Origin of the sequence: Pseudomonas sp. UBT (assembly GCF_050915955.1) — a bacterium.
Classification (GTDB): domain Bacteria; phylum Pseudomonadota; class Gammaproteobacteria; order Pseudomonadales; family Pseudomonadaceae; genus Aquipseudomonas; species Aquipseudomonas antarctica_A.
In genome coordinates this window covers 16911-43571 of sequence record NZ_CP168081.1, presented here as the reverse complement: position 1 = coordinate 43571, position 26661 = coordinate 16911, and the positions used below count along the sequence as shown (strand labels likewise).

The 26661-nt window shown below is 53.8% G+C and carries 15 protein-coding genes; 6 read left to right on the top strand and 9 right to left on the bottom strand.

From position 1 onward, the window contains the following. Positions 1 to 1532: 1532 nt before the first annotated feature. The gene (locus tag ACDZ94_RS24585; protein ID WP_432751750.1) at positions 1533 to 3509 is read right to left on the bottom strand and encodes a UvrD-helicase domain-containing protein; all 1977 of its coding nucleotides are present in this window, start codon (positions 3507 to 3509) and stop codon (positions 1533 to 1535) included. Next, positions 3509 to 5596, bottom strand: coding sequence for an ATP-dependent nuclease (locus ACDZ94_RS24580; RefSeq protein WP_432751749.1), 2088 nt, complete (start codon positions 5594 to 5596; stop codon positions 3509 to 3511). Before ACDZ94_RS24580 ends, ACDZ94_RS24585 begins: the two co-directional genes overlap by 1 nt. Positions 5597 to 5781: 185 nt before the next feature. Between ACDZ94_RS24580 and ACDZ94_RS24575 the strand changes: the two genes are divergently transcribed. Further along, the gene (locus tag ACDZ94_RS24575) at positions 5782 to 5826 is read left to right on the top strand and encodes a hypothetical protein (protein WP_432751867.1); all 45 of its coding nucleotides are present in this window, start codon (positions 5782 to 5784) and stop codon (positions 5824 to 5826) included. Between the two features lie 506 nt (positions 5827 to 6332). Then, a complete protein-coding gene (locus ACDZ94_RS24570) occupies positions 6333 to 7253 on the top strand; it encodes a hypothetical protein (protein WP_432751748.1) in 921 nt (306 codons plus the stop codon). A 782-nt stretch (positions 7254 to 8035) separates the two neighbouring features. Here ACDZ94_RS24570 and ACDZ94_RS24565 read toward each other — a convergent pair. The 3 genes from ACDZ94_RS24565 to ACDZ94_RS24555 form a co-directional block, all read right to left on the bottom strand. Continuing rightward, positions 8036 to 11929 (bottom strand): hypothetical protein, encoded by a 3894-nt coding sequence (locus ACDZ94_RS24565; protein ID WP_432751747.1) that lies wholly within the window; start codon positions 11927 to 11929, stop codon positions 8036 to 8038. 169 nt (positions 11930 to 12098) lie between these two features. Then, positions 12099 to 14795, bottom strand: coding sequence for a UvrD-helicase domain-containing protein (locus ACDZ94_RS24560; protein ID WP_432751746.1), 2697 nt, complete (start codon positions 14793 to 14795; stop codon positions 12099 to 12101). Positions 14796 to 15126: 331 nt separating this feature from the next. Continuing rightward, complete coding sequence (locus tag ACDZ94_RS24555; RefSeq protein WP_432751745.1) at positions 15127 to 15696, bottom strand: hypothetical protein; 570 nt, start codon at positions 15694 to 15696, stop codon at positions 15127 to 15129. A gap of 176 nt (positions 15697 to 15872) precedes the next feature. Between ACDZ94_RS24555 and ACDZ94_RS24550 the strand changes: the two genes are divergently transcribed. Both ACDZ94_RS24550 and ACDZ94_RS24545 read left to right on the top strand, forming a co-directional pair. Then, the gene (locus ACDZ94_RS24550; RefSeq protein ID WP_432751744.1) at positions 15873 to 16145 is read left to right on the top strand and encodes a hypothetical protein; all 273 of its coding nucleotides are present in this window, start codon (positions 15873 to 15875) and stop codon (positions 16143 to 16145) included. A 406-nt stretch (positions 16146 to 16551) separates the two neighbouring features. After that, a complete protein-coding gene (locus tag ACDZ94_RS24545) occupies positions 16552 to 21066 on the top strand; it encodes a PIN domain-containing protein (protein ID WP_432751743.1) in 4515 nt (1504 codons plus the stop codon). 48 nt (positions 21067 to 21114) lie between these two features. On the opposite strand, the gene ACDZ94_RS24540 is transcribed toward ACDZ94_RS24545, so the two are convergent. Continuing rightward, positions 21115 to 22830: an RNA-directed DNA polymerase gene (locus ACDZ94_RS24540; protein WP_432751742.1), complete on the bottom strand. Its 1716-nt coding sequence runs from the start codon at positions 22828 to 22830 to the stop codon at positions 21115 to 21117. Positions 22831 to 22920: 90 nt separating this feature from the next. Next, entirely contained in the window at positions 22921 to 23454 is a 534-nt protein-coding gene (locus ACDZ94_RS24535; protein WP_052491536.1) for a hypothetical protein, read from the bottom strand. A gap of 521 nt (positions 23455 to 23975) precedes the next feature. Here ACDZ94_RS24535 and ACDZ94_RS24530 point away from each other — a divergent pair. Together ACDZ94_RS24530 and ACDZ94_RS24525 are read left to right on the top strand one after the other, a co-directional pair. Further along, entirely contained in the window at positions 23976 to 24296 is a 321-nt protein-coding gene (locus ACDZ94_RS24530) for a hypothetical protein (protein ID WP_432751741.1), read from the top strand. Then, positions 24293 to 24892 carry a DUF262 domain-containing protein gene (locus tag ACDZ94_RS24525; protein WP_432751740.1) on the top strand — a complete coding sequence of 200 codons (600 nt, stop codon included), beginning with the start codon at positions 24293 to 24295 and terminating at the stop codon, positions 24890 to 24892. Before ACDZ94_RS24530 ends, ACDZ94_RS24525 begins: the two co-directional genes overlap by 4 nt. A gap of 740 nt (positions 24893 to 25632) precedes the next feature. Here ACDZ94_RS24525 and ACDZ94_RS24520 read toward each other — a convergent pair. Together ACDZ94_RS24520 and ACDZ94_RS24515 are read right to left on the bottom strand one after the other, a co-directional pair. Beyond that, complete coding sequence (locus tag ACDZ94_RS24520; RefSeq protein ID WP_432751739.1) at positions 25633 to 26154, bottom strand: hypothetical protein; 522 nt, start codon at positions 26152 to 26154, stop codon at positions 25633 to 25635. Positions 26155 to 26222: 68 nt separating this feature from the next. Further along, positions 26223 to 26633, bottom strand: coding sequence for a hypothetical protein (locus ACDZ94_RS24515; RefSeq protein ID WP_432751738.1), 411 nt, complete (start codon positions 26631 to 26633; stop codon positions 26223 to 26225). Between the last annotated feature and the right edge of the window lie 28 nt (positions 26634 to 26661).

Sequence of the window (26661 nt, the reverse complement as noted above, 5' to 3'; positions counted from 1 at the left end):
AGTGAAGACATCAATGCCAGGTCGTTTAGGGATAAGCTGCACCGCCTGGTTAGATAATTGGCGATTGCATGGTCATCGTTAGGCGATACGCTTAACACTTATGGGATTGCGCCTACTGCTGCTCCATACTTAATAAATCAGTATGCGATCGATAACAATGATCAAGGTACTTAAATGCCAGATGCGGAATCCAAATGCTTTCGCGTTCGAACCAAAAAATTGTTAGGCTCCCGCCCGTTATTCGCCGCCCAGAAAAAATTTGTAAGGCTTAGCCAACTCCAAGCGATTAATTTGTTTTTCAAAGCCGCCGACATCATGGTTTAAGCATCCTTGATGGGTCAGCTGAATGGGATTTTCTGTTTTGAACGCGAAGTTTATCAGCTCGGCATCGGAACTGACGCCCCAATATATCTAGTATGCTGCTAACTGAGGCGAGAGATTCTTCATGGAAGTGAATCAAGTAAAAATCGGCGCACGGGTGCTGAGAAAGATGGAATAGCTTCGGTTTTTCAGAATGTTCGCATAGCACTTCTCGAACTTGGCGAATGTTCCAGCAGAATACTTGCTGTCTAACACTGACTACCACTGGTGATGAACGACAGCGGCACTCGGCAAGGACGCCGCTGAGGCGATTTCAAATCGTTGATAATGCCATCGATCGCAAGGCGCGCCTCGACCTCAGATTGAGGTGTTCATGGTCACGCCTCGATCAGACTTACTCTACGATTGATCTGATTCGAAACGCGAGGAGCGCTACTGCAACCACGCCTACCCATTGAGACCAAAAAGGCTCGAGCCAGCCGTAGGCATCCTCGTCAAGCCAAGCGCTGAATGCGGGCATGAGTGCGATCCAGGATAGCCCGAGGCACACTGGCCAGCTGTAGCTGAGGCCCACGCCTAGTAGCCCTCGGCCCATGCAGTACCCTAACAGCCAGGCCAGACCCAGCCTTCCCAGGACAGCACCGGTAATGGCGATGTCCAGATGTACCTGGTCGGCCAACGTGACCACGGCACAGATACACAAAACCACGGCCAAACAGATCAAGATCCCGGCAGATGAGCTGCTGCTGTAACTTCCACGCATTGTTGTACCTCACTGATGAACGGTGATGTATCAATGACCCTAAGCTGTTTTGATTTCAACTCAACCTCGAACACTTTCTCCCAGGTCTCCTGAAACCGCTTAATGCCGGTGCCCTTGCGGGGCATCCGCCCTACCCTCTATCTCTCATGCCCCCTGCCCGCTAATCGACAAGAACAAGATCTCGCGCGAGGAAGCCATTCAGGCCTTGGACGAAGCCTGCGCTAAACTTGAAAACCCACGCACTCGCGTGAACTTCTACGAGTTCCTGACCGACAAGCTCGGGCACACCATCGCAGCGTAACGCTTGCGGTAGTGCTTATTGGACTGGATGCGCACTGTCTGAGTCAGCATCCAGTCTTTGTCGCTCGATATGCTTAAGGGATCTGTACAGCGACCACCGCAATCTTCCCGGGTGCCCCATATTCAGGAGCGCGGTTTAGCCATTCGCTCACGCGTCGAGCTCATTGATCACCCACCCCTGCGCTTCCAGCGCTGCCCTTCGTTCACTTCTTGCCTCTCCTTCACCCAGTGCACTGGTTCGAATGGCCAGGCACAGCAAGTGTGTAGGTCTGGTCATCCCAACGTACATGAGCATTCTGTTCTTCCGGTAAGTCACCTGATGTTCTTTCTTCAGCAGTGGCTTACCCTCCAACCAGGGCAACATCATCTCCAGAAAATGTTGTCCACTGAACGTTTCTACGATCAGTGTCGCCGAATGAGTCTTACCTTTGACGGCGTGCATGGATGACAGTTGGACGTCGACGGGGTCATGCTCACCTTCGTTGGATCGGTATGTGTTGATAGTTTGACGGGGTATCTCGGACTCGTCCGTATCACGCGGCTCCGTCCACGCCAGGTACGCCTCTACCTCGGGTTCGTTTGAAATTGTCTCGCCAGGATGCAGCTCTGCGATCAGACGCTTAAGCAGTACGGCATGCCTCTGAACCCAACGCTCCTCCCGCAGCGGATGGGCATAGAACAAATAGAGGTAGATTCCCCGCTGGTAGGCTTCCAGAAGAGTCGTGTTCAACGCCAAGCTGCGCTCTATGAAGCGGTGGAGCCTCGTCCTGATCTGGACAGGTCTCCTCAAGCCCGCACGTTCAGCCAGATGAAGCAAACACTTGGCGATCATTTCAACGCTTTCGTGTGCATGACCGCTAACGGCCAGATGCGCTCTCGCCCTGCGAATACCTTCAACGAATGTTTCGGGCTTATACCGCGAGCTGTTGGCATCTGAGCGGTAGGCGCGCCAGTAGTGCTCCAGAGCCTTTGGGAATTGATCATCCTTGTAGTTCTTCAGCCGGTGAACGGCGCCGATTACATGCACCCCATCCTTGCGCTCCGAGACAGGCAGGTACTGGGAGACCAGCTGCGCAAACGCACCGAGCACACCGCTTGTGTCGTCGTCTGGGAAGACGAAGATGGTATTTGGACAAACATCGCTAACCCTGCCCCTCCCGATCAATCCCCCGGCAATTGGAGCGACTGCGAAGTTGTTCGCCAAGGAGGCAATAGCCTGGTTGAATCGAAAGCTCGTGGAGATATCAATTGTGTCTCCATGAGGAAAAGCGCCATCGGACTGGCCGTCACCCTCAAAGATCTGCTGATTGGGATCCCCAACCCTGACCACGACGGTGTTTACGGCATGGCGTGGAAACACGTGGTTCAAGAGCAGATTCTGTACTGCATCCGTGTCCTGCATCTCGTCGATCAGCACACAGGGGAACCGAGCTTGCAGCGACTGAGCGACATTCGACTCCTGCTCAATCATAGCCTGGCCGAGCGTGAAGACCTCGTCATAGCAAAAGTAACCTTCCGAAGCGGCAGCGCCCATGGCCCTACCTAGTGTTCCGTATGAGGGAGCCTCGGGTGAGCAAATGTAGTGCACGCCCCCGAGCGGATCCGAAAAATCCGCCGTTTGAAGACGAAGATCAGCAAGCGTTTTTTCCTTTTTGCCAAGGAAAGTCTCCATATTTCTCCGCTCGCGTCCCAGCGCCCTTCCCCTGGCACGCCCGGTTGCCTCGTCATCGACCATCACCAGTGGATGGCCATTCGATCGCAGCCAGGGTGACGCCAGAAACCGCATGACAAAACCATGGATGGTGTCGATGAAATGGGGGTATCGCAGCAGCCGCTGGCCAACCTCCGTGGCGCCCAGCCGACGCTCGATCTCCTCGCGCGCCGCATTGGTGTGCGAGAGCACGCAAATCCCCTGAGTACGGCTACGCCAGTGACGACCAAGGATGGCGAGCTTGGCAACCACCAGGGTGGTCTTGCCGCTGCCTGGGCATGCCGCTACATCGAGCGTATCGAGACGTTTGAGAAACGCCCGCCGTGGCTCATCCAGGTCGCGTAGCGACATAAGTCCGCTCACCCATTCGATGTCTAAATCTGTTACTGGCGGGACAAGATCCTGGAGCCGCATTATGCAAGTTCCTCCATCCCATCTGCTTGTTCATCGGCCGTGGTTGTGGGAACAGCAAGTGACTCTGGTGTTTGAGCCAGGATCGGGCCGCCTGTGGCGTAGTTGATTGCGTCAACGACATAGGTCGGCAGCGCTATACGCAAGCTCGCCTGATCGAGCTCACCTTCATCAAATGCCATCTGCAGCAGGTCGACCAGGTGCTGTGCGGTGATCGACTTGGAGCCGGAGTCCACAAGACGGTAGATCTCGGTAGCTCGCTCTTCATCGGTGGGGTACCGAGTCTTGAGGGCCTCCAGCGCCTTGCTTGCCCTATCGAGGACTTTCTCTCGTGTCAGCTTTCGCTCGTTGATCTTCGCGTCATGCAAAGCCAGCATGGCGGCTTGATGTACCCAATCCATGAGTCCCTCGACGGCCAGGTCATACTCAAGCGTCCAATGATTGGCCACGAAGGTTTTCACGTACTGGCCATCGCCGCGTGTCCGTTTTTGCCGATGAGCCGCTAGCTTAGGTTCTCGCTCAACATCAGTAGCGCCGAAGTCGCTCAGCATGCGCCACCGACGAGGCACCGGCTTACCATTGGATGTGAGCTTATTTGGGCTCAGCCCCATGATGGCTGGCGCGCAATCGGGCATCACGTCCATGTCGGTGATGCAGGCTGTGGGGATTTGAATGGCGCCTTCAGACTCGTCGGCGCGTTGCATGATGTGAGCATATCGACGTAAACCGACCCCACCGACGTCGACGATCGACACACCATGCTCGGTCAGGTCACGCCCAAGCAGCCGGGCCAATGCAGGCAGAAGAATTGCCTCCGCAGCCCCTTCAACGATGAGCAGCCCCTTGGCAAAGAACAGGCTGGCTTTGGTGACATCCAGGAAACGACTCAAAAACCGATAGTCATCAACCGACAGTTTGGTTCGCCCCTGCGCCATGGAGAACGCACGCTGACCTTGAATGAGAACGAGGTTTTCCAAGGCAGTCTTAGAGCTCAGGTTGGGGCTGTGTGTTGTCAGAATCACCTGCACGGGCCGTGTCCGCACTTGTTCTTGAGCGTGTTCCTGAGCTTGGGCTTGAGGCTGGGAGGCTCGCTCAAGGAACTCCATCAGTCTTAGTTGGCGCTGCGGATGAAGGTGCGCCTCCGGCTCTTCGATTAGCAGCAGTGGCAGACCGTCTGGCTCCTTGCCCAGCAGGAGGAGCTCGCAGCCCATGAACAGCAGATTATTGGAGCCCAGGCCGTAGCTGCCCTTTGCTAGCCCCGAGCCCTTGTCCAACAGCCCCAATTCCAGGCGCTCAAGAATCTGTTTGAGCTTTGTGGTCTCACTGCCGCTGTCGCCGAAGCCCAGATGGCTATGAAGTGGTTGTCCAGCCAGTGAGAGAGGTTCCAGATAGCGCTCGTTGATCGTCGCTTGGGCAACCCTGATTGCTCCATGTCCTCTGACGAGCTCACGCATGTAATCGCCCATACCGGCAATGCTAAGGCCGGAAGCCTCGGCTGTTGACGCCGGCGGTGTCTTACCTTCGTAGGACTCACCAGTTTCAATTCCCGGAAAGCTGGACAGAACTTGGGACAAGCGAGAGTTACGACCCGGCGACATCTCACGTTCAGCATCCCGCAAAGGCTTCAAGTAGGCGGTCGCCAGTAACTGGCGCGCTCCAACGTCCAGGGCTGGCCCCTCTCCGCGCGCCCCACAACGGACTTGGATGTCGACCCAGCGACGTGACGCAGCCGGCAACGCGAGCCGACGTGCTGACCAGTGCACATGAAGCAGGCCCTCGCCACCAGAAAACGTTACGTACTCAGCAAATGCTCCGAGTTCCAGCGTGGATAACCCGGACAGCGTGCAAACCAGAGTGATGTCGGTTGTAGGCTCGCCACTCCCTGTGACATGGAAGTCCTCCAGTTCAAGCCGAAGGAAGTCCGAGTCACGGGTCTGCAGGACGTGCCGGATGGCGTCGATTACTGCGGTCTTGCCGGCATCATTCTCCCCTACAAGCGCAGTGACGCCCTCGTTAAAGTGGATTAGAAAGCCTGGAGTCAGATCGCCAAACTGCCGGAAATTACGTATAGACAGCGCTGAAAGGTACATCCCCACTTCTCACTAAGCTTGGCTTCAATCGGACTCTGGGCTTCCAAGCCGAAGGCAATGTGACTGGCTATATGCCACAGACTGGGGCAAGGCGCTATCTCGAGTAACTGCTATCTGCGACGGAGAGTAATGGATTATAGGAATTGTAGAGCGGTGGAAGTTGGTCAGAACGGTCAGTGATCGAAATGAAGGGCAGCAACCACAAGACCCTCAGGGAATGGAAGGGCTAGTTTGGTGCCAAGTAAGCAGAGAGCTGGTTGGCTCAGTAAGACTTTTTTGAGTATAACCGAAGGGCCTCGCAATGCCCTTTTTCCACTTCAAAATCTTTGCAGGCTGTCGGAATAGAAGGCCTAAAACCTGAGACGCTCTATGGGAGGCGACATCGAGTGCATCATTTCGCCCCTCTTCAGCAACAGGTCTGCTGCATCCTGAAGCCGGTCATTTTGCTTAAGGAACCATGTACGGATACCCACGTGTGCCTGCATCTTGCCCGCTCCTGGACGTTGGCTGTGGCGACAAGCTATAAGAGGATCATACGCCTCGCCAAGCAGCCACCCCGTAGGAGCTAGTGTGTAAAATTATCCAAAAATGCACGCTCACAATCACTGAGCTTAAACCTCATAGCTCCCCTTCCGCTGACGGTGTCTCTGTCTAAGCTCGCTGCGTCATGTTATATACCCGCTGAATGTCAAATTTGACATGGAATTCTTTAGACTCACAGCATTGAGGGATCAAAGTGTACACCTATTCATTTGCGGCTAAGTTAACCGATCACGCCCTTGAGATCTCAGCGCCTCAGGAGATATTCGACTCCTGCAGCAAGCGAGTCACGGTTAAAAGAATGGCCAATGATATATTTCTCATCTCATCGGACGGTTATTCAGACAAGCACGAAGCCGAGCTGGAATTGGCCGGGATGATGATGAAGCTTAAAATCACCCTGTTAAAGCTCAAGGTTCCACATCAAGACTGGATTTCTTTCAATGATGATCAACGAATAGCCACTCTGGCCATAGGTGATATTTTTAGAAAGGCCAATGTCACACCAATCAGCTATCAGCCCCAGGTGTATGAGACGTCTCAGCGGACTCACTGGCCAGCGGCAGCGCCAGCGCCATTGGCACTCGATCTCAAAACACTTAGTGACATTACCCTCCCCGATTCTGAATTCAACTACGGTACCGTACGCACTTTAGAAGCACTGACGGTGCTAGGCTTGGCTTTAGCCGCGCCACATGTAAAATCGAAACTGATTTTGTCGATGACCGCAGTAGAGATCCTCTGCACCAGAGGCGTTGTAGAGCAGAATGTTGTGGATGCTCTTGATGCTCTAGCTGATAAAATTCCGGAGATAGGGTGCTCACTGGAACTTGGCAACAGGCTGAAAACATTATTGGAAGATGCTAAGCGCGAGTCGATTTCAAGGGCCTGCAAGCGGCTGGTTAAGAAGTACTTAGGTAGTGGTAAAGCTAGCGAGTTTTACGACCTCTACAATGTGCGCTCTCAACTCGTTCATGGAAATCCTGCGCAGCTAACCATTGACTTAGACGCTCATGCGGCCATTGAGAAACTTGCGGAGGACGGCTATGACCTGGCTTTGGAATTGACCTTGGCTTTTGAGGACGACGTCGAAGATGCGAGCGCTAGCATTGGCTAATGCCGTTGAAAAGCCGCAAAGTGTGGATAGTTTTGTTAAAGGCGCCTCTGACGCTGAATAATATGTGGCGCACTTGCGCCACAGCCCGCTTGCCAATGCCCCGCCTCTGCAATTCTAAAAAGACTTCTCGCCCGAGCGATCCGCTAGCCATTCGGCCCGCACTATCCCGCCGTCACTCGCAACTGGCTTTTAGTCGTTGAATAGACCGTGTTGTAGTGGTCATGGGGGCCCATCCTTAGTTCGGTATATCGACTCAACGCCTGTCAGGGGCTGGCCTGTCGTTATTCCCAGGAGTACAGCCTCCTCCCGGTTGGCATGACTGCGTCGAACCAGTGTTCAGAGTTGGTGACGGGCACGCTGAGGCGTTCTTGGATAATGCGATAGACGGACACACTGTCTCTTATCCAAGCCCCGATGCCAGGCATCTATACGACCCGCCAATCGCGAAATTGGAGCTGCTGTCGCTACGCCATCACACAGGGGGCTGGGAATTTAGTTTTCAAGCCAAAAAAAACCACAATCCCCTCCAACCTATTATGACCCTGTGGCATCTCAGAAGGGGATTTCTGAGCAACATCATTGCGGCTTCGGAGATGGCATACCCATCGCCCTCAGTTGGTAATAAGATACGGCCTGAAAAAGGGTCTCTGCCTCAGTCCGCAAACGCTCCACCTCCTCTGCTGGAAGCCCGGCAGCCATGGCCTCGTGGTATCGTACTAGGGCGTCCACCGCCTGGTGAGATCGCGGTTGGCTGTCCACATAGATCTTTAGAAAGTCTCGTTTCATGATCCGCTCCAGCTTTCTACTCCTGATACCTGAACGGCGCCGGCAGCCAAGTCTGCTGTTCGTCCGTCCAGGCCAATTTCAGGTTGGGCTATTTGGCTTCGTTTGTTGAACACCACAGTACGCTTGGCCTCATACCTCACAACCCCTACAAACCCACGACGTTTCAGCGCCTCGACCAGCCGTCTGACGTCTGAGGACGGCGGAAGGTGTGCACGCGTCTTCCCCACAAGCTCCGCATGCTCATCTCCCAGCAGAGGCAGCGCCTGGGCCACGTCAGTCCAGGCACAATTCATCTGCAACGCCTGGATGACCATGTCTGTCCGCTGCAATGTGCTCAGCGAGACATCCGAAAGACAATGCCGGATAACAGGCAGGTAGCTGCCCGGGAATGTGGCTTGCTCCCTGTTTGCGCGAACGCAAGTGTTGGCCAGCTCTACGACCGAGCCCTCCCAACTGCTGAACATCTCTGCGGTGATGCCCTGCCACATCGTCATGGTATCGACCAGAGATGCAACACCTGAGCGGCTGAGGGCTGTAACCAAGCCAATCGGCAAGCTAGAAAGACTGAGCGTGTCACGTGCGTCCCGCCAATGGTGGGCAATGTAACTTGCCTCCAGGGAGGAATCATGCTGGGCGAGAAGCTGCCTGATTTCTGAGCTGTATGGGACGAAGGAGGAGGTGGAGAACCAGGGCCACCGGCTCGTCGGGACGGAGTTCTTCAAAAGAACGATAGGCGCCAACACGATCGACGAGAACAGGGTCGTCAGTGTGTCATTGGTGAGCTGCTCTTGCTGGATGAAGAATGTTTGCAGTTGCTCATCTCCATCGCCCCCCCAAAGTTCTTTGGCCAGGCTTGCTGAATGACATGTGACAAAATCGAGGAAGCTCGGAATAACAGACTGACCAAAATCTGGTCGCTCTACCTCGGACGACGAGGCGTCTCCAAGGCTCGTGATGACGCTGTTGAACAATGTCCAAACCGTATCCCCGAGGTTGCACAGGCGCGCAGACTTCAGAGCCGGCAACCAAAGTGCATGAGGAAGCTTTTCAAGATCGGTGATCAAGCAGTCGGTGTGTTTGAAGAGCGCTTGCTGAAGCGTCTCCATGTTTTTGGTACCGTCCACCAATGCAAACAGATCAACCAGTGAGCTCTCCGTTTCAGGTAGGGTACCCTCCTGACTCAGCAGTTCATGCACGTATTCAGAGGCTGATTGCCCGATAAGTTGATCGAAGCCCACGAGCTCTAACTGGGTAAGCTGCTGATGCGAAACCATGACTGATTCGGTGCCAGGTTCCAGGGTGCTGCATAGCAGCTCCAACATCCGCAATGTAGGCTTCAGGCACCCCCACTCCACCAGCGCTCTGAGCTCTTCAAGGGTGCAGGTTTCGCTGACATTCCAGAACTGCGCGGGCCTCTCTCTGAGCCAAGCCCATCCCATCTGGTTTGAGGTCAGTCCGGGAATAAGTTTCGAAACATGGCGCAGATCGTTGATGGTTTTGAAGAGCGTATCGCTGCGCCCTTCAAGCTGTGTGACCTGGTCAGCCATCAGACTGTCCAACACTATGATCACCAAGTCTTCGCGCACCAGGTTCGACTTGTCGTAGGCGACGAGTTCATTGATGACGTTGGGATGATGTTTGAACAGAGCCTTGATGAACCCAGTTTTCGCCTCCTCCGGCAGCAGTTCGACCACCTCCGCAAGACGCGGCAAGTGCTGAAAGCTGCTTTTGATGATTACCGACAGCTTTTCTTCCCTGACGCGGACGTCGTCGTGCCGAGGGCGAACGAGCTCGGCCATCAAGTGCACCAACAGCCCTTTGCCCTTGTTGATCGAGTCGAAATCCAGCTTGCTCACTACGCGCTCGGGATTTCGGATGGGTGAACCAACATCAAGCATTTCGCCCCGGGCAAGGGCCATGGTGAGCATTTTGTCCGACTGGGTCAGCGAGCCCTCGTAGAAAAAGCCGAGGTAGTCAGTGTAATCGGTGTCCAAGTTGCCTCGGCGCAGCAGGAAAGTGATCAGCTCATAGCCTTGGAGCCAGGTGCCAAATGACTCTCCATAGTTACCGCTGCACGCCTGCCGGAACGGCATAGTCTTTAGCCCGGTGATTTTTGCTTGGATGACGCTGATTTCGTCATCAATCTCGTCGAGGGATACCTCAAGGCCTGTAACACGCTCAGGATATGACAGCTCCTGTAGCACCGCCTTGGGGTTCAAAGGCTCCCCTCTCTGATTTCCCAACGATCTGGAGTTCACGAACGGATAGACGAATCTCTGACTGACTACGCGCTCAAAGACACTGTCCGTGACAAAGTCCATCAGTGAAATCTCTGTACGGTCTTCAAGCCACAAGTTGTTGGCGTGGTGGAGGGTTCCCGTACGGATTAATGCAAACCAGACACATGCACGAAGGCTCGCAATGTCACTGGCGACTTCCGCCTCTCGTTCCTCTCGGCGTTGTTTCAGCTCAGCGATTGCGGTCTGGTCACGCCGGATCTCAGATTTGACCCACGCGGGATAACCTTCGATGACCTGGTATACAACACCTTTGCGCTTGAGTAGATCCGAGTACACCTCTGGATGGAGATTCCTCAACGCCACCATCGCAAAGAGCTTGTTCGGATCAAGCGGCAAGCCGTCATTCGCGAGAATGTTCGCGTAGATGTCGAACTCGTTCACGATGTTTTTGATCAACCGCATCTCGTCGATGTGATACCCCACGGTCTCGATCAATTTGGGCTTGAGACCTGCATTCAGCGGCTGACCACCCATATGTCTTTGGCCCAGCAGTTCGACCAGTTTTTCACGGGAGTTTTCCGAGTTCACCACAGGGATGATAGGAATGATCAGGTCGAAAAACTTCGTCTTGTCTGTGACGGTGAACATCTCATCCCGCAGCGCATAGATGAAATGGATAGGACGCTTGACCTGGGGAGACTGGCGGATGATGAAGTTGATCTCGCGCAGCCTGAAGAAGATTTCCTGGATGTCGAACCTGTCCAGATCCTCGATCACTACGACGTCGATGTCGCTGCGCTCGAAGCAGTAGATGATCTCGTCAATGTTCTTGTGCAGTACCGAACCATGATGAGTTGCCTCAAGCTTACCCCCCTTGAGCGTCAGGCCATCGACGCTGAAGAGTGAAAGAAGCTTCAAGCCTGAATACAGGGCCCACACACCACCTGCCACTACGACACCAAGGGCGATGAGTTCGGGGAGCCACATCAGCCCTTTCAATGCCCAATCCTTTGCTACCTCGGATAGAGTCTGCAACTTCGGTACCGCCAGGCGCAGTGCGGCGAACCCGATCACTGCGACGCACAGGGTACGCCAACAAACGCGGAGCGTTGACGCGTGAGAAATGCGCTTGAGCCGTGTCTTGGGTAGCTGCTTTGCTTGTACCGCGTAAAGGAGCTGTTGGACGATCGTCTCTTCGATCCGGTTGATCAGGTCGCCACTGGTTGTAGTATCGGAGCCGCCCACAACCGGTGCCGGCGAAGCTAATTCGGGCGCTGTAAACTCAGACGCGTCATCAAGCGGCTTCACCGAAACAGCTGTAGGCGCGTTCGCCTTGGTGAACGTGGCCAGCGATACGAAAGTGTGTTTGAAGCTGCGATGGTGTTCGAAAAACGTCTTCAGGACACTGCTTTTACCTGCCCCATAGCCACCGGTTATTGCTATGTTGAGTACTTCATCGTTTTGCAGTGCTCGCAAGAGTTCACGCTCATATCTTGCCGCTCTGTCGTCCTCCACCAGAATGGGAGTCAAGGGCTCGAAATAGAGTCCATCCTCACTTCGCCAAGCTGCGAATGATCGCCGGGCTGCACGTCCACCGGCGACTAGCGCCCACCAACAGCGGCTGGCGCCGCGTACGATTTTCCCTGACATTTCCTGATCCTGGTTCTCGGCCCGCCGCCCAGCGCTGGGCCGCAATCGCCTTCAATACACGCGTCGACGTAGTCACAATGAAAACCTACGCGCCACTTCGTTAGCGGCTATATGCCACATATGAAGGCTTTGCGCTATCCGGGTGCGGGGCTGGCTGGTACTGATGCCCTTAACGTCGCCGAGTTAGTTTTGCCTGCGGAGTATCTTGGCGTCTTGGTTTTCCGGGCTTGTACTTGCAACGAGGAAAGCTTGAGCAGGATTTGAAATCACCGAACTTCCCGGTGCGCTGAAGCACGACCCCATGTTGGCACACAGGGCATCGTTCCTCCTGGATTGGTTCACCCTTGATATCTGTAACTATTACCACCCCGTCCTTTACCAGCTCGGTGAGGAATGGTGAATTTCTGGCAGACACAGTGAACATCACTACAGACCTAAGAGCCCGGGTCAACGCCACGTAGAAAAGTCGGCGCTCCTCGCCATGCAGGTAGGTGTCTCCTTCGGGCATCACTAGGCCGAAGACCGGATCGTCCCCTTTCATGCTCGGGAATCCTCCAGCCATCATTCCGGGGAGCAAAATGTAGTCGGCCTGATCACCCTTTGAGGTGTGAATGGTTTTGAATCTGATCTCAAGTTTGTTGCCGTAGCGTTGCTCCCACCCCTGGGGTATGAATTGCGCATCGGTTTTGTAGCGTCCAAGTACGAAGACTGTTATCAGCCGACCATTTGCCCCGGGGACTACGCCGGTCGAAAGCTGCTGGTAAAGATCGTCCAAATACTGGCGCAAGCCATCCTGGACCTGATCCCTACTCGATAGCTGAAATGCCTGGAATGCGGGGCCGATGGGCTCCGTCACAGAAATCACGGTCTTCTGCAACTGAGCAGGGTTCTTAGCCACGAACTGGCTGGAGGCGTCACAGATAGCCTGAGGGCAGCGATAAGTCTTCTCTAATCGGAATACCTCACCGTGGCCATACCATTCAACGAAACCAGTCATCACACTCACATCCGCGCCAGCGAATCGATTGATTGACTGCCAGTCATCACCCACCGCGAACAGGTGACTATGGGGCTCTTGAACCAACGCCCGGCAAAGCCGCGCACGTGCGCGCGAGGCATCTTGGTATTCGTCAGCCATGACCAAGCGATAAGGCGACTGGTAGCCACGCTCTAGGCAATCTGCGGCCAGGTTAATCATGTCCTCAAAATCGATCCCACGGTCTTCTTTCAGGGCGGCATCCCAGCCTTCGATCACCGGAATCGCGAGTTCCAGGAACATTTTGTACCGGAACTTGAAAACGCTGATCGGAAGATCGTCGTACCGTTCGTGCAGCATCGCCGCCGTCAGGCTATTACTTTTGAAGTGAGAGATGAACGATCGGAGCACCTTCACCAAGTCAATATGTTCCAGTGGTACTAGGCCGGAGTCCGGGATCGGACGGTCGGGGTTTGGATCTAGCTCCACGCCCCGCGACGTCAGCTCTTGAGAGAGATGAGCGAAGATCTCACCCGTCCGCAATTGGAGTGAAGTCGACTCGATCAGCTGCGTACCATAGCTGGCATGGGTCTTCCGCTTCCAATCGGCCCCTTCCGCATAATTCACGAAATGCGCGGGTGCCTGGCCCTCTGCATCGAAGGCAAAGTGCTCGTGATAGAGGTTCAGCTGCGGGTAATAAAAGTCGGGCGCATATTGGCGGTGATCGGCAGTTGCAGTGTCGTGTTCGTAGGGGCGCTCATAGGCGTACTCGACGCCGTTGTAGAAAAGCCAGTTGGCAATCAAGCGCTCTTCCTGACTCGCGACATGCTCACCATTGAGTGTGATTAGCCGAGCTTCCCCTTCCCTGTCGAAAGCTTCCGCCACATCTCTCAACGGCGCAGTGGAGTGATCCCGCCCGAATACCAAGCGGAAAAGATCCCACTTGGTGCGAAACTCGTCTGACCTGTCTTTAAGCGTGTCAACGATCACACCAAGTTTCTCAAGCCCAAGATCCGCCTTGGTAGCCCACTTGGGGACGCTAGGTTTTTTGCCTGTCGCACCGCCAATGATTTTTAGGCCCAGTGAATGAAACGTCAGTGCATTGATCGTGACACCGGCCATACCTAGCCTTCCGAGAGACTGAGCGCCCCTTTCCTGCAGCTCCTGTGCAGCATCTTTGTTAAAGGCCAGCATGATGATCTCGGATGGGGCCACGAAACCGCGATGAACCGCGTAAATCGCCTTGGCAACCATCGTAGAGGTCTTGCCGGAGCCGGCGGAGGCAATAAGCTGAACCCGATTGTCGAAGCAAACCACAGCTTTTGCTTGCTCATCATTAAGCTCACGGGACTCGACGTTATCCAGAAGATCTGAGCAAGCATCCAGCTCGCGGATCATGTGCGCTTTGTTACGAGTCTGCCAATGCGTTGGCCAATCCTGAGACCATTGGCGCAACCGCCCTAACACGCGTGTCTTGTTGTCACCCAATGCAGTTTGGATAACTGGAGAATCAAACAGTGCCTTGAGATCAGCATCGTCGATTTTCAAAGCATCCTTCTCGGAAAGAAGCTCCTGCTGCATGTCGTGTGTCAGCCATCGATGTTCTGCGTCTACCGTCAGCGCAACTTGATCGACCAATTTCAGCCAACCCATGATCCTGGCGTAATAAGTACGGAAATTCTGCCTGCTCGTGACGGCTCGAAGCTGCTCACTCAGCGTGTGACGAGCCGACTTTGGCAAGCCGATGAGATGAATCTCGTAACCAACCCAAGCAGTGACGTTTGTCCATAACAGGCCATCGCGAAAGCGCAGTGAGGAAAACGCTTCGAGAGGTATCGAATACGTTTGCTCATTCAACGTGACGCTGAATTGATCATTCTCGATCTTCATACGCCATGATGCCGCCCTTCTGAACAGCCGCGAGAGAAAAGAAGGTTGCCACTCCATTGTAATCCGCCAATCACACCGCAAAAAACAGGTAGTTTACCCATCAATGCGGCATTCGACATATAGCAGCTAGCTCATGGCACCTACATCGGTGCCTGTGTAATCTCCATGCCTTCCCTGCGTGAGATTACATTCAGCGCCTCGGATGCTGTCTACAACAAGCTGCACGTCTTCAACGGATAATCGTAACTACGCCACTCCATGCAGGGGTTGAGGTTTTTTCAAACGTGAGCTAGCCATGCTAAGTTGTCCATGAAGGAGCAGGCTACTCCTCTTACGGTCTCTCAAGCAGAGCTAGCAAGTATCCTCCTACGCACAGCTGTTCAATCAACCACGAAGCGTCCTCCACGCTGAACTTGAATACCCTATCTTCGATCCCCAAGATCGGTGCGAATAGCTCGTCGTTCACCCCTATGAAAAGCTGAAAATAGCTTTGCGAATCTGGATAGCGAAACGATCCAGATGCTCCAAAAAACATTCCGTCCAAGTCGTACCCGTGGTTGCACAACCAATCCTGCTGTGTGGACTGAGTACGAGACACAATCAGTTGGTGAAATAGTTTACCAAAATCCAATATCAGCGGATTAGGGATACCAGTGAGGATTGCGCTCCGTTGATAGAGCGTTTTGACCAGGGTCGACAGCCCATCAGCTAGCTCCCCACATTGCTGAGCAGTGAAGTCATATTCAGACCCGTCTAGAACGAGCCTGACGTGGCTATTTGCGAGTTCAACAGATGCCTCGAACCACCTAGCTTCCTCACCGTCACCGTCACCGTCATGAGATAAAAATGCGCGCTCGGCCCTGAATCTAACAATTTCTGCAGAATCATGCTCTTTCAACATTGCCCACTCAGCCCTTTCCCGTGAAATACAAACTTAAACGGATTTTTTCGAGCAAAACTTTAGCGCTGCGCAAAATTACTTTTCAGGCAGATGTCTTTTAAACCCACCACTCAAGTTTCGAATTTCGCCTCCGTTTAAATACTCATGCGACATATTTTCTGAGGACTATCGAGACCATGAGTACAAAATTGCCGCCGAACAGATTCTTCACGTTCAAGGATGGTTCGCCCGAAGGTGACTCAGACGAAATTAGGCTCGCCGTCTTCACTCGGCCCGGTATTGCCGAGTGCGAAGTCATAGACGATGACAACAGTTACGCTGTTCTCCTGGATACGGAATCCAACGGCGTAATTTCGATCAAAATCGATGAGTCGCGCTTTAGGTTCACGCCTCAGCAGGCGACGGCGCTAGCCTCAGCACTCACTGAGCTTTCAAGAGATGAAGGATGAGTCTCCGTCCCCCCTTACACGGGAGTGCATCTAAGAGTCAGCAATCTTCATCATGGAGAGGTGACCATTACGCGCAAGAAAACCTTAAAGGCTTGCTGAGGAGATAGCGATTGCACGGGTTACCAGTTTGGGTATAAGCGTGCCCCTGCGGGGATGGTTGTCGTGAACCGAGCCTGGCGGAGCCAAGTCTCGGCCCTGCCGGGCTTCAATCCTCACGCCTGCCCGCTCCGCTTGCCTTTTTATGTTTTTTGGTGGTCATAGGATGGTACATCTCGACGATGCTGGCGCTCGATACGAACTCCATGCCCCAGGCCGCACGCTATGTAATTTTCTTGCGAAGTCAACGCTACGCATGGCGCTTAATGATCGATAAGATAGGGCCCTATATCAGTTGTGCGAGCCAGGTATGGCAAGGCCTCCAAAGGCAAAGGGAGAAAAAGCTCCCAACCCAAAACCGAAACCCCAGCAGAAAAAGGTCGCAAGCCCTATTTCAACTGGCGGGCGTGGCGGTGCGTTTGAGCAACGCGTACAGGCGGTGCGGTTACTCGCTATGTGCCTAGGCATCCCATGTGCCGGGCTGCGCGAAGGGTTTGCCATCGTCGGGTTGCTGTTCCAAGGTCGAGGATTTGACCACAATACTGACGACCTCGTTGTCCATGCTGCGTCGGCGAGCACTGGACAGAAAGCAACCATCAGAATGCAGATGAAGCGGTCACTCAAGGCGACTGCCAATGACGTTTTTACCGAAGCCGTAGGGCTTGCGTGGCTCGATTTCATCAAGCCAACATTCCAGCGTGGACTGGACGACAATTTGATCGTCTACCACGTGTCTAGCTCGTCATCCATGGAAGGCGCGGTAGAGGTTGTCAGGCTGGCCTTGGCGTCTCTTTCACATGAGTCCTGGTACACCCGTGTGCATTCAGAGGGTCTGAGTAACGCTCGGAACCGGATTGCTTACGCCGCCATCAAGGCTGCAGCTGAGCAATACAATGAGGCCACGGTTAACGACGAAGACCTGCGCCAGTTCGCGCTCCACCTGAAGTTCGTCCCCCACGACCTAGACTCGGATCGCACTCAGGAAGCCGGATACCAAAAGCAATTTATCGCCCAGGCATTACCTAGCCGGGACAGCGGCGCAGTGTGGTCGCAGTTATTATCTGTGTGTGCTGAGCTCAATGGCACGGCCGGAGAAATCGATCTCTCTTCCGCTTCAGCCCATCTGGGTGAGCTTGCCAAGGAATTTCATACGGCCAAGCTGATACGCGAGAGTGTGCGGGCCTACCAAATGGGTACGATGCCTGTCAGCCATGAGCGCGCGTCAGAGCTTACCCCGCTGGCGGAATATCTCGCTCCCCTCCTCTCCGTTGGTCGCGCTGCCGGCAGCACACTGCTGACTGATGACCTCCCCATCGCAATCCAAGGGTCGGAAACTACATTTGCTACGCGCCAACTCGACCGCATCAGCACGCTGCACAACGATCGCCGATACAAGGATGCCTTGACTCAGCTGGAACTCCTCGAGGACGAGCTGGACACGTTTGATATTTACCAGAAGGCCCGTTGGTATTTCCTTCGTGGGATGTGCTTCTGGCATCTTGGGGACGATGAGATCGCCTCGACAGATCTTGAGGCAGCCGCAAACCTTTATACCGACGATGACCGTATCGCTGCGGGTCATGTCCGGGCTCACATGCTCAAAAATGATGTGCAGGCTGCCCTCCAGGTTGGCCAGGCGGCACAGGCTCGCTTTCCGGAGTCGTATTCGGTATGGATCGCTTACACCAACGCAAGAGTCCTCAATAGAGAAGAGCTAACTGAAGACGAGATCCCCGAAGCCTTTCGCGATAAATCCGGGGCCTGGCAGATGGTGGCCAGTTCCAGGGCTGGCGCCGGGGACGATCTTGGTGCCGTCAACGCTATCAAGAAAGCTTTGGAGCAGCCTGACAGTTCCATTTTCATCGTCGAAAACTATCTGCGTTTTACGCTGCGACTCGCTACGGACAACCCGTTCCACGTGAACACGCGATCTCAGCCCCTGGATCGACGTGAGCTCATCATGGACGCCATGTCCAAGTTTGAGGATCGCGAGAATGCTCTATGGGCCGAGCAAAGTCCCAGGACAAAGACTGACGTCGTGTTTCACCTTGCCTATGCGTATCTGCTATTGGGGCAGGCGGCTCAGGCGTTGGACATGATCGAGCAGGGAAGACAGCGCGGCGTCCCAGAACATGAGACCTCGGCCCGAGTGGAACTTGAGGCCCTATGCGATTTGAATCGTGAAGGTGAAGCTGTTGATCGCTTCTCCGATCACCTTGACCAGCTTCCTGATGACGCACTGGTTATCTTCGGCCAAGCATGCTTGGTTGCGGGTAGAGAGCCAAAGCTCGAGTCTGCCTACGGTGTACAGGTGCAGCGGCCTGTCACGGAGGAGTCGGCGAAAGTGCTGCGGATACTCCGCCACATGCACTGGGAATTGTTGCTGCGTCAGCAACGCAATGATGCAGTTCAGCAAGAGCTTTTGCTGCTAGGTGTCACTCCCCAGAACAGCAATATTACCGATGGGGTTTTCGCTGCTCGGGCCTTTATCGATAACGAAGCAGTGCGCCAGGCATTCGAGAATCGTGTGGCTGAACTCGCACCGCAAAGCAGCGATTTGCTGGAGCTGTCCATGGCATCGCAGTGGATGCTCCATGCACGGCGTCACGATGATGCTATCGCGATGCTCGAACGCGTGCTTCCTCGCGACTCGTTCACTCCATTGCACGTTGATCTTCTTCACGCATACGCCCTAACTGATCAGCGCGCGAAGGTTCGAGATCTGCTGGAGTCGCTTCCAGGGGAATGGCGCCAGTCCGCAGATGTCCGAAACGTGGCTTTGAACGTTTACGGTAACGCCGGTGATTGGCCCAGGATGCGTGAAATCGCAGAGATGATCGTTTCTGAGAGCCCCCTTGATGCCAGTGCATGGTTGTTGCTGATCCAGGTTCTAGCCAACATAAACCCTGGGCAGATGGACGCGTGCATAGCCACGCTTCCTGTCTTTCTCGAAGGCTCCGCTCAGGATCAATTGAAACTTGCTAACGCAGAGATAAGTCGGGGGATGCATGATCGAGGCATCGCTCGCATTTACCGCACCATGCGAGTGAACTTGGGCAATCTTGAGGCTGCGGCCGGTCACATCTCACTCATGGTCATGGCATCCGGCACGGTGGACACTTTCCTCACCAACCCAGTTGAGGTCGCTTTTGGTACTTCAGTCGAACTCGAAGACAGCAACGGCGGCAGCGGTTACGTTTCAATAGATTTTGACATTGACCCACCCTTCTCACCGAGCGCGGAGTTCATCGCTGCGGACTCCGCGCAGGCTGTCGCGCTTATTGGTCTCAAAGTTGGCGAAACCACAACAATCCGCAGCTTGATAGGAGAGCAGACGCTCAAGGTTAGGCGGATAGTGACCATTCACCGACGTTTGCTCGACCTATCATATGGGCAGGTCTCAAGCGCGGTCGTTCCGAGCAAAAGTTTAGTCGCCATGACCATCCCCACGCGTGAGGATGGTGAGCTGGATTTCTCCTTCTTCATTGAGCAAATCGAACGAAAAAAAACACAGGGCCTTAACACAATTGGGCTCTACAGCCAGCACATGGCTACGCTTGGACTGATCGCGCAGATGCTCGGTGTGGATGTGATCGATCTCGTCAGAGGCTGGCCCGATGAGGGGCCATTGCTGGAGGTCTCGATGGGTGTGGGCCAGACCCACGATGAGTTCCCGGTTATCGCTGCCTCCGATCACTCTTGGGTGGTAGATCTTCCCATGCTGGTAGAGCTTGCGACGCTTGGAATGCTCGATGTACTGGAGCACATCCCCAGGCTGTATGTAGCTGCTGCCACCAAGCAAGCGCTAGAAACGAAGATCGAGTCGTCAACGCGATTTCACAAGGGAGGGACGCTCTTCTCGCACGATGGGCAACTCGGTATGCAGGAGCAGACAGAGGAAAATTGGCATCGGGAGCGTGCCTTTCTCGACTCAATCTATGCCGCTATTGATGAGTATTGTGAGGTGGTACCGGCATATGGCCCACCCACACTGGCGGCACAGATGCATACACTCAAAGACATTCTGGGTGAAGGAGAGTATGCAACCCTGCTTGTTTGCCTGGAATACGGTGGTGCCCTACTGTCGTTAGACGCCCGCTTCCGAGCTATAGCAGGGTTCCTAGAGATCAGGGGCGCATCTCCTCAAATGCTACTGACGAATGAACTGATATCAGAGCGTTTGACGCGTGCTGAGTACTCTCGTGCAATTGTTCAATTGGTGATGACCAGGCGCAGCTTCGTCTCGATCCAAGCTGCAGACCTTATAGCCATGATGGATCAGGGTGAGACGTTTGCAAATATAGGGATCAACCGGTTGCGAAGTTACTTAGCCGAACCGAACCTAACATTTGATACTGCTGTGCCCGTCATAGCCGATTTTGTCTGTCTGATGTTCCTGCAAGTGCGCTGTAACCTAGGTGTGATGCTGCAGCTGATCGAGTATTGCTTTGAACCGATGTTCCGCCACCCAAGCTGCCCTGACGATTTTCATCGGTTGGCGTACACACGGCTCCTGCTCACGTTAGCTGGTGTGGAAATCAATTCCGTGGCCCGCAAAGCGATAAGGCAGAGGCTACATGTTGCGATGCAGCGCGCAGAGCGACCTAGCAAGCCGGTGACACTGGAGGCAAAGGTTTCCTTCGCTTATGCAGTCCCTTTCTGGGCGGTCGCGGTGCCCTCACCACTGGCCTCTATTCGGCTAGAGGCCCAAAATCCTGCACCAGCATCGGTTGAGAGCGGCCATACCGAGGAAAGCAGGAAAGCAGGAAAGTGGATTAGCATCCATATAGGCGAGCATGTACAAGGAAGGCATTGGATGCACTAGACCAGCATTAGCCACGAATCCAGTTCACAACTTCCGTCTATGCAAGACTCACCAATCATCTGGTGCTTCAGGATCTACAGCTAGATTTCCTTTACCGGCTGCTGCCGCGCCCTGCTCCTCGCCTTCCTCATCAGTATCCGTTACAGCCGAATCGAAGTATTCCTCATCCATACTGTCAAACTCGAAATCACGGTCGATTTCGTCATCCGAGTCGAAATCAATAGCCTCCGCTGCTTCGATCTTGACTTGGAATATAGCCGGTAGCCTGGCTTCCTGGTCATAAAAACTAACGTCAGCGTTTAGCAGTGCTGCGAAGCAGGGGTCGGCTTCTATGAAAGCGATATCTGGATTTCCGAGCCACAGCCGGCGACCCCCTTCGTAAGCCAGTAACCAGTTGTTCCCTTTGAGTGCCTGATCTGTGAGCGGTAGACCCGTTAAAGCCGCAAGATCTACCTCACCGTCGACTAAATTTGAATGAATGAGATCCAGAGCGATGAGCGAACATACGGAGCTCTCCATCTGAAGCACCTGACGGATCAAAAGGGCGTCAAAATGGATGCTGAGCTCCTTGCACAGCCAAAGGAGCCAGGCAGCCTCACTGTGGTGATTCGCGGCGGCAGCCGACTCCAACAGATTTCGGCTGAAAGCGCCGAGCGCGTTCATATTCAATGGATAACCATAGCGATGGTAGGTCGCGAGGATTTGGGTAATTACCTGCAACGTGTTGGGAAATCCATACCCACATTTGAGAAAGTACGCTTCGGCGATCGCCCAGTTGGACTTCTTGACGATGGATGAGGACAGCTGCTTTAGGCCATATTTGACTAGGCTCTCGTCCTTGAACCTTGATTCAAGTGAGAACAACATCTCGAAATAGTGGTGAATATCGTCTTTCTGCTGACGCTTTTTCGCTGAGACGGTCAGTTTCTTGAGGCTGTATTTCCAAGATTCCTGGACGAGCTCTCGCACTTCGACGATCTTCGTCTTGGAGGCGTTGATCTGGAGCTCGTAAGCACTGACGCATTTGATGATGATTGCCAGAGCCCTCTCAGCTTCCTCACGTTTGTTGAAGAAGAAAGTGAAGTCGTCGACGTAGCGAAACCCCTTCGGCCATCCACCCAGTTCAGCGCAGATGGCCTCATCAATCGACACCCCGATGATTTCCGCGATGATGTGGGAAGTGTCGGGGCCAATAGGCAAGCCAATGGTTTGGCCATCCTGTGTCCCCATGCAACGACCATCAAGGATATTTCCAAAAAATTCAGGAGTTTTTTTGGTTTTGTTCGCCTTGGCAACCGGCTTGGTGTGCAGTGCCCACGGGATGGTGTGCGTGTACACAGTTGGGAAATAGCTCGATATGTCGGTGATCAGCGCGTAACGGGCCCCTGCAGATTGGCATACGCGCTCCTCATACAAGTCGCTGAACTTCGTCAGCTCGATCGCTCTGAGACTACCGTCGGTGCCGGGTATGCTGCGAGAGATTTCGCTTTTATCGTAATGCGCCCGGATCTGAGGCCAGTACTCACAGATCTCCTTAGCCAAGGCATAGAAACTAACAGGATTAGGGATCGAGGTTGTGCGCCTGCTGTAGGAGGATCTAGCGACCGAGAATTTCTCAGACTGAGAAGCGCCGGCCTGTTTCCCCGGCGCGCCGTCCCATACAGCCTTGATCTGCTCAATGCTGTCCGCGAGTCGCTTCGTGCCGAATCCCACCGGTAGCTGAATTGGAAAATATCCTTTAGCAAGCAGATCCTGCAGCTGCATAACACTCATTCGCTCTGTATTTGAGGCTGATGATTTGTTCTTGGCGTAGGCGGCACACTGCCACCGCAGTACCGTGCCGCCAAAGCCGGATTAAGCGTATTGAGGTCTGACGAGATGTGAAGGTGTTGCCGTCAGAACAATGGACAAGCAGTACGTGGCTGTCCTGAGATTCTCAACTTGATCATTGAGTGTGTCGAGCGACTTGAGCCCATGGAAGAGGTTATTTCGCAGCCTGTAGATAATGATGAGCGTTGCCAGCAGCACATCATGCGGTTCATCGTTCTGCCCCAATAGAACACTTTCTACCAACACCCTGCGATCTCTAGCGCGAAACTCCAATCTGTCGAATCTGGGCAGTATGCCCTCTTCATTCGCATAGCGAGACCGCCAGAAGGCCACGCAACCACAAACCCCCTGATGCTGATCAGCGTTCGGTCGATACAGATCTGCAACGCGTTCGAAGGCAGCGATATTCCCCTCATTGCGGCACAGATTCCCCTCGAAGAAATTCCACATGGTGGTGAAGTCAGCGATGGAATGCTGAGTTTCAGGGGTAAGGCGCGAGCCGCCCGCGGTGTTATCGGAGAACCACTGTGCGGCGTTGAACTCGGCGGGAACAGCCATAAATAAATTCCTTTTACAATCGAACGTGAAATTCGAATAGCCTCGTAAGTCCATCACACGAGGAGCTATCGTACGTGCCCAATGGCCTGTCGATTGAGCCGCGATGCCGCAAGCTACTCGATACGATGCTTCCTGACTACCTCGCCTGCCCAATACTGGTACGCATCATGGACGTCTCCCCCGCTCTGCTCGGCAAGCATCTTCAGGAACCGCCACACCCGATCGCTGCGGCCTGATGCCCTCGACCGATCAAGAGTCTTGTTGATCAGCTACAGGGTTGGTGCCCTTTTAGGTTCTAAGTCTTGTCAAGGGCTTTACGCCGCTTTGTGCCCGAAGAAGATTCGCCGCTTGGCCCGCAGCTTTCCGGTCTGGCCCGGTGGATATCTGAGTGCCTTTGGCACGTCCACGCGCTTGCGTCCGACTGACGCCTGTTTGTGTCGGCACAAAAAAAATTTTTATACGGCTCAAGGTTTTTCAAAACGAACCGTTTTTCATATCTATGACATCTAGAGAAACCGGTTTTGAACCTACCAACGATCGCATTTGCACGCTCCTTGAAAGGGGCCGTGCCGTTTGCCGAGACCATCCAGGGTAATCGTCAACGCAGGGCGTGGAAGCGTTTAGTCAGCTACATCGACTCCTCTGACTCCCCTTCCGACTTTGACAGAGCTGCAGCCTTCGCTGAGGGCTATGCGCAAGCGCTCGTCGATGGCGAGCAGATCGAAATCTCAACAGAGCGTGACTTACTGATCATCTCAATCGTTGATGAGTGGCGGCGTTATTTCATCCGCACCAATGGTTCGTCCACCTTTAGCACTCCCCTCCTCCAAGGACATTCATGACTTCCAAATTTCAGCGCTACGCGGACGACGAAATTTCAGATCCAAGCATCCGAATGCCTCGTCAAATTTTGGCAACCAGCACCAACCAATATGCAATTGATATCCTAGTTTCTCGCTGGGAAAAATACCTGGTCGAGCCATCTGTTGCTCACGAGAAGTACCCTTGGGCTGCGGGGTTCGTAATGGGCATTCCAGTTCCGTCTTGGCATCGCCCAGTAGTATGGAATCTGGGGCAAAAGGCTCGGTTCATCGTGTCTGTCTGGTCTGGAGGGGATCTCGGAAGCTATCTGACTAATGAGTGGTGTGATTCGGGTGCGGGGCGAGCAATGGCTGAGAGCAGCGATATTTTGATCGATGGCTTGCAGCGGTTGCATAGCCTTGAGGAGTACCTTCTTGATCGCTTGGCAGTCCCAGATGCTCAAGGGCAACCAAGGGTTTGGTCTGAGGTTGGCAATGGCGAACGGAAGCGTTTCTTGTCGACAGTCTTCATGCATGCGCATGTATCGTCTGATGACGAATTGTTGTTGCGAAAGACTTATGATCTTTACGCCATGGGTGTAGCTTCTCGTACGAACGAACAGCGTGCGGTTCGATAACCTATTTTATTTTTCGGGCATGCCCCTCTGGGGATGGCTGTCGTAAACCAAGCCTCGTCTATCGACAGGTCTTGGCCCTGCGGGCTTCCATCCTCATGCCTTCGACCTTCCTGGTCTGCGCGCTCCGCTTACATAATGACCAAGGTCACCACCTAGCTTGGACATTTCTTTCAGCTGCCACATACTAGCCTCATCCACTAAGGAACGAGGCTCAGCGAATGGCGTGGTCATTTTGGAAAGACAAACGTCCTGAATGGATACGGGCTGAAGAGCGAGCCTTCATCAAGGCAGCCAACGGTCTGAAAACTTTGCAGACAACTCCTCGCGGCGGGATGAGGATTGATCCTGAAGAGCTCAGAGACCAGATTCTGGCCTCTCGAGAACGATACAAAGATCTGGTTAAGAAATAGGGCTACCGGGTGGCCAGCCAGTTTGGAGCCTCACCGAGCGTAGGCTGAATTGCTTTTCATCCTCGCCTGCGCCACAGGACAAACACCAGCGAGGCTCGTGCTTATTTCACGAGCTGACGCTCTAGCGAGTGGTAGTCGAACACCTCTTTGTGGCCCACGCATACTTCAGTAAAGAGGCTCCATAACAGCTGCAGGCGTTTTCCTCATTGCTGCGCCGAACGCATACGACCTGCCTTGATTGCGTACGGGCATCATGGATGAAGTTTGTTCCTGGCTGTTCAACCTCGTGACGTTGTCATTGCAGTCATTTTGTGCGGAAAATCTCTGGATTTAAGGCTTCGCGATTTTTTGGCAGGCCCTAAGCAAGCCCTCGCTCAGCCAGAACGCATCATCTTCAGTGAACGAGTAACACATAAAAGGAAATACCAACTCATAACCCCCACTCTCAATTGTGCAGACCACGATTGACGTGGTGCCTGAAGGTGACTCCTCACAGACGTCTCCGCTCGCATCTTCAAACTCAATCTCGCCAGAAGCCGAGTATTGAAGGCCGCGTATTCCAATAAATCTGCGAACCTTGAACAATCCAGCCGGACGATGTTCGCCTACGGCTTGATCACCTTCCTCATCACCACCAATAGCCAGTGCTTCTCTCAGGCATGACGAAATCTCTTGTGCGACGTCAGGAGTGACACTGAGCCTCACGATGTCTAACTCGATCATGATCCGCGCCGACGGTAGCACTTCGATTGCGCATTCGTATTTCTCGTCAAAATCTAGTCCGCGCCAGCAGTCGAACTCTCTACAAAGACGAAAATCAGAAGATGCTTTTGAAGTCGGATGAAGCTTCATGGAAACGCCTTATATATTTGCTCTTGTAAATACAAACGGATGCGTTTCGAGAAACTTGAGATGCTTTCCTAGATTTTTTCGTCGATGGCTGATCGGTACGCTTCTAGGCGCTGATTTTCCTGCGCCCAAAGATTAATAAATTTTTCAAAATCATTGAGGAAAGGGCCTGCTTCAACCCGAGTCGATCCGATGCTTGCTTGAAGGAATCGCTCTCGCCACGGTTGCGGAATGCTCCCTTGTCGAACAATTTGGAGGCCGCTCGAGCGAGGTTCGGTAACCACAAGGTCGCGAAGATCCTCAAGTTTCGCCACATCTCTCAGCACGCTGTCGGCTTCATCCTGGCGCGCGATTTCGTCAAGCATAGACACGACTGGAATGGCCTTGGGATCGCCTGGCAGAAGATCAGATAGCGCCCACAAAGCTTTCCTCCTGATCTTCTCTCGCTCACGCAGATTCTGATCAACAGCACCGCTTGACATTAGGTTCTCCTCATTAATGCGGACACCC